Origin of the sequence: Synechococcus sp. 'PEA 65AY6A-5F PE A', from assembly GCF_047462575.1 — a bacterium.
Lineage (GTDB): Bacteria > Cyanobacteriota > Cyanobacteriia > Thermostichales > Thermostichaceae > Thermostichus.
This window is the reverse complement of sequence record NZ_JAOALE010000073.1, coordinates 1-2,573: the sequence shown is the minus strand read 5'-3', so window position 1 is coordinate 2,573 and position 2,573 is coordinate 1. Positions and strand designations below refer to the sequence as shown.

At 57.0% G+C, this 2,573-nt stretch carries 3 protein-coding genes, 1 tRNA gene and 1 pseudogene; 2 read left to right on the top strand and 3 right to left on the bottom strand.

The window, feature by feature from the left end:
• Positions 1-78 precede the first annotated feature (78 nt).
• Positions 79-163, bottom strand: a tRNA-Ser gene (locus tag GG26_RS13535).
• A 259-nt stretch (positions 164-422) separates the two neighbouring features.
• On the opposite strand from GG26_RS13535, the gene scpB reads away from it, so the two are divergent.
• A complete protein-coding gene (gene scpB / locus GG26_RS13530; protein ID WP_049749850.1) occupies positions 423-932 on the top strand; it encodes an SMC-Scp complex subunit ScpB in 510 nt (169 codons plus the stop codon).
• Positions 933-1,138: 206 nt separating this feature from the next.
• On the opposite strand, the gene GG26_RS13525 is transcribed toward scpB, so the two are convergent.
• On the bottom strand, positions 1,139-1,789 hold the full coding sequence (locus tag GG26_RS13525; protein WP_011431619.1) for a peroxiredoxin: 651 nt from the start codon (positions 1,787-1,789) through the stop codon (positions 1,139-1,141).
• A gap of 289 nt (positions 1,790-2,078) precedes the next feature.
• Here GG26_RS13525 and GG26_RS13520 point away from each other — a divergent pair, with 289 nt between their 5' ends.
• Positions 2,079-2,426 carry a hypothetical protein gene (locus GG26_RS13520; protein WP_414391162.1) on the top strand — a complete coding sequence of 116 codons (348 nt, stop codon included), beginning with the start codon at positions 2,079-2,081 and terminating at the stop codon, positions 2,424-2,426.
• Here GG26_RS13520 and GG26_RS13515 read toward each other — a convergent pair.
• Positions 2,418-2,573: pseudogene (locus GG26_RS13515) on the bottom strand (RNA-guided endonuclease TnpB family protein); the annotation flags it as partial. The gene GG26_RS13520 and the pseudogene GG26_RS13515 sit on opposite strands and share 9 nt — an antisense overlap.

The window sequence follows — 2,573 nt, the reverse complement described above, 5'->3', positions numbered from 1 at the left end:
AAGTTGGTTTGCTAAGTGCTGCTATTGTACCCCTTGAGCCCTTAACAGGCTGTACTCAATAAAGCAACGGAAAAGCAACGGAGAGGGTGGGATTCGAACCGACGGTGGCGTGAACCACGGCAGTTTTCAAGACTGCTTCCTTAAACCGCTCGGACACCTCTCCAATTCTCTGGGATCCCCAAACCCTATTTATGCTACGCAATTGGCTTCAGGCTGTGCAATTGTACTCCGCACCGAGTAGCGCGATGGGCGAGAAAGCAGACCCTGCCATGGTTTAGCATAGCAACGCTCGCCTTGGCCCAGGCCGCCCCAGCAGGGATCCCTCAGTCTGCAACTGCTGCTATGCTACGGGACAGGTTAGCGGATCCCTTGTCGCTATGCCCTCGCGTCGTTCCAAGTCGGTTTCAGATTCCAGGCCAGAGATAGGAGGGGGGCGTCTTTTAGCCCTGAAAAATCAGATCGAGGCAATCCTCTACCTGAAGGGACAGCCGTTGGCCCTATCGACGCTGGCCCAGTTGGCCCACTGCAGCCGCGAGGAGGCCTACGATGCGCTGTTGGAGCTGATGGAAGACTACGCCCACCGCGATTCTGCCCTAGAGGTGCTGCAGGTGGAGGAGGGGTTTGCTCTGCAGTTGCGGGAGCCTTTTCTGGAGCTGGCCAACCAGCTCTTGCCCCCTGAAATCGGGGTGGGCGCCACCCGTACCTTGGCAACCATCGTTCTACGTGGCCCCCTCTCGCAAGCTGACTTGGTGGAGTTGCGCGGTCAGGGCGCTTACCAACACGTGGCAGAGCTGGTGGAAAAGGGCTTTGTGACCCGCTATCGCAAAGAAGGCAGCCGCTCCCCCTGGTTGCGGGTGACGGATAAGTTCCATCGCTACTTTACAGTGGAGAGGCTGGCCGAAACAGCAGCAGCTTCCTTCCCCGAAGCCTAAACTTGCCGCCCAACTCGATCCCAACCCCACCGGCGATCGTTCTCTCCCAGAAGAGGAGGTTTCGCCTAGGCCAGCGCAGCGCCCTCCGAAACCGTCTTAGGCGGGTTTAAAGAACCATAAAGTCAAGGATCCCCTCGGCGGGGATCCAGAGAAAGGAATCACGGCTTCGGCGGAGAAGGGATCCCTTCCTGCCAAGGGGGGTGGACTTACTTATTGGGCTGAGGGGTGAGCCGCAGGTAGGGCTTGAGCTCCTTGTAACCTTTCGGGAACTTTTCTTTTAGCACTTCAGGATCCTGCAGCGAAGGCGGGATAATGACGTCGTCGCCATCTTTCCAGTCGGCAGGGGTGACGACGCTGTACTTATCCGTCAACTGCAGAGCGTCGATGGCCCGCAAAAGCTCGTCGAAGTTGCGGCCCGTGCTGGCCGGATACGTAAGGATGAGGCGGATTTTCTTGTTGGGATCGATAACGAAAACCGAGCGCACCGTCAAGGGCAGCCCTTCTTGGTTAAGGTTGGTTTGATCCAACATGCCGTAGAGCTGCGAGACCTTGCGGTCTACATCTGCCAAGATGGGGTAGTTCACGATAGCGTTCTGGGTTTCCTCGATGTCTTTCACCCAGCCCAGGTGGGAGTCCACATCGTCCACGCTGAGGGCCAGCACCTTCACCCCCCGCTTTTCAAATTCGGGCATCAGCTTGGCAACGGTGCCCAGTTCGGTGGTGCAGACCGGCGTGTAGTCGGCAGGGTGGGAAAACAACACTACCCAGCTATCCCCGGCCCAGGAGTAGAAGTCAATTTCGCCGTGGGTGGACTTTTGCGTAAAATTGGGAGCTGTATCGCCAAGTCGGAGAGCCATACGCTCTTTCTCCTCAGTAAAGAGTTCAGTCCGGTGAGGCCGGGATCCGGATCCTTGCCATCGATCGATCTACAGTCTATTCTGCCACAAAAACTCCACTTTTCCGAGCGGATTTTAGGATATTTTAAGGTGTTGCCAACTTGCCGGCTAGGGGGAGTGCCCTTTCCCGACGTAAACGATTGTTGCGGGGGAATTAATATTCTGTAAGTTCTTTACAGGCTGCAACGGCGACGTGCTAAGGGTATTGTAGGTAACAGAATCTAGCTTCTCGGGCGAGGCCGTGGGATCGATGGGAAGTGCAGAAACAGCTACAACTTGCAGCTTGGCCAGCCTGTGGGCCCAAAAATATGTAGACAAGCTGCGGGCGCAGGCGGCCTTGGGCGAGCTGCCGGGCGCCCAACTGGCCGACAAAGTGAAGGGATCCCTGCGCTTTGCCAGCTCCCAGGCCTGGGCCAAGACAGAGCGGCTCTTGGCTGCTGAAATACCCAAGCAGCGGCTGGATCCGGACTTGATCGATCCCTGGCAAATTGCCGAGGATTCTCGGGATTTATTTGAGGCGGCAGCGGAAAGTTGTGGGGAGGGCCTCTCGCCGGCTCGCTTTTCGGTGCAGATCGCGCCGCTGATACATTTACGCTGAACACTGCTGAGCATTACTGCTCAGCGGTGAAGCGATAGCATTCTGTCCGTTTCCGTTGTCACTACGCGATGCTGACGCGACCGCGTTAGCGAGACGGAGTCCAAACAGAAAGGCGGTATCCCGCAAAGCCCTGAGCATAACACCCAG

Coding starts and splice junctions, on each gene's coding strand:
- GG26_RS13525 (WP_011431619.1), bottom strand. CDS start 1,789: ATGGCTCTCCGACTTGGCGATACAGCTCCCAATTTTACGCAAAAGTCC.
- GG26_RS13520 (WP_414391162.1), top strand. CDS start 2,079: ATGGGAAGTGCAGAAACAGCTACAACTTGCAGCTTGGCCAGCCTGTGG.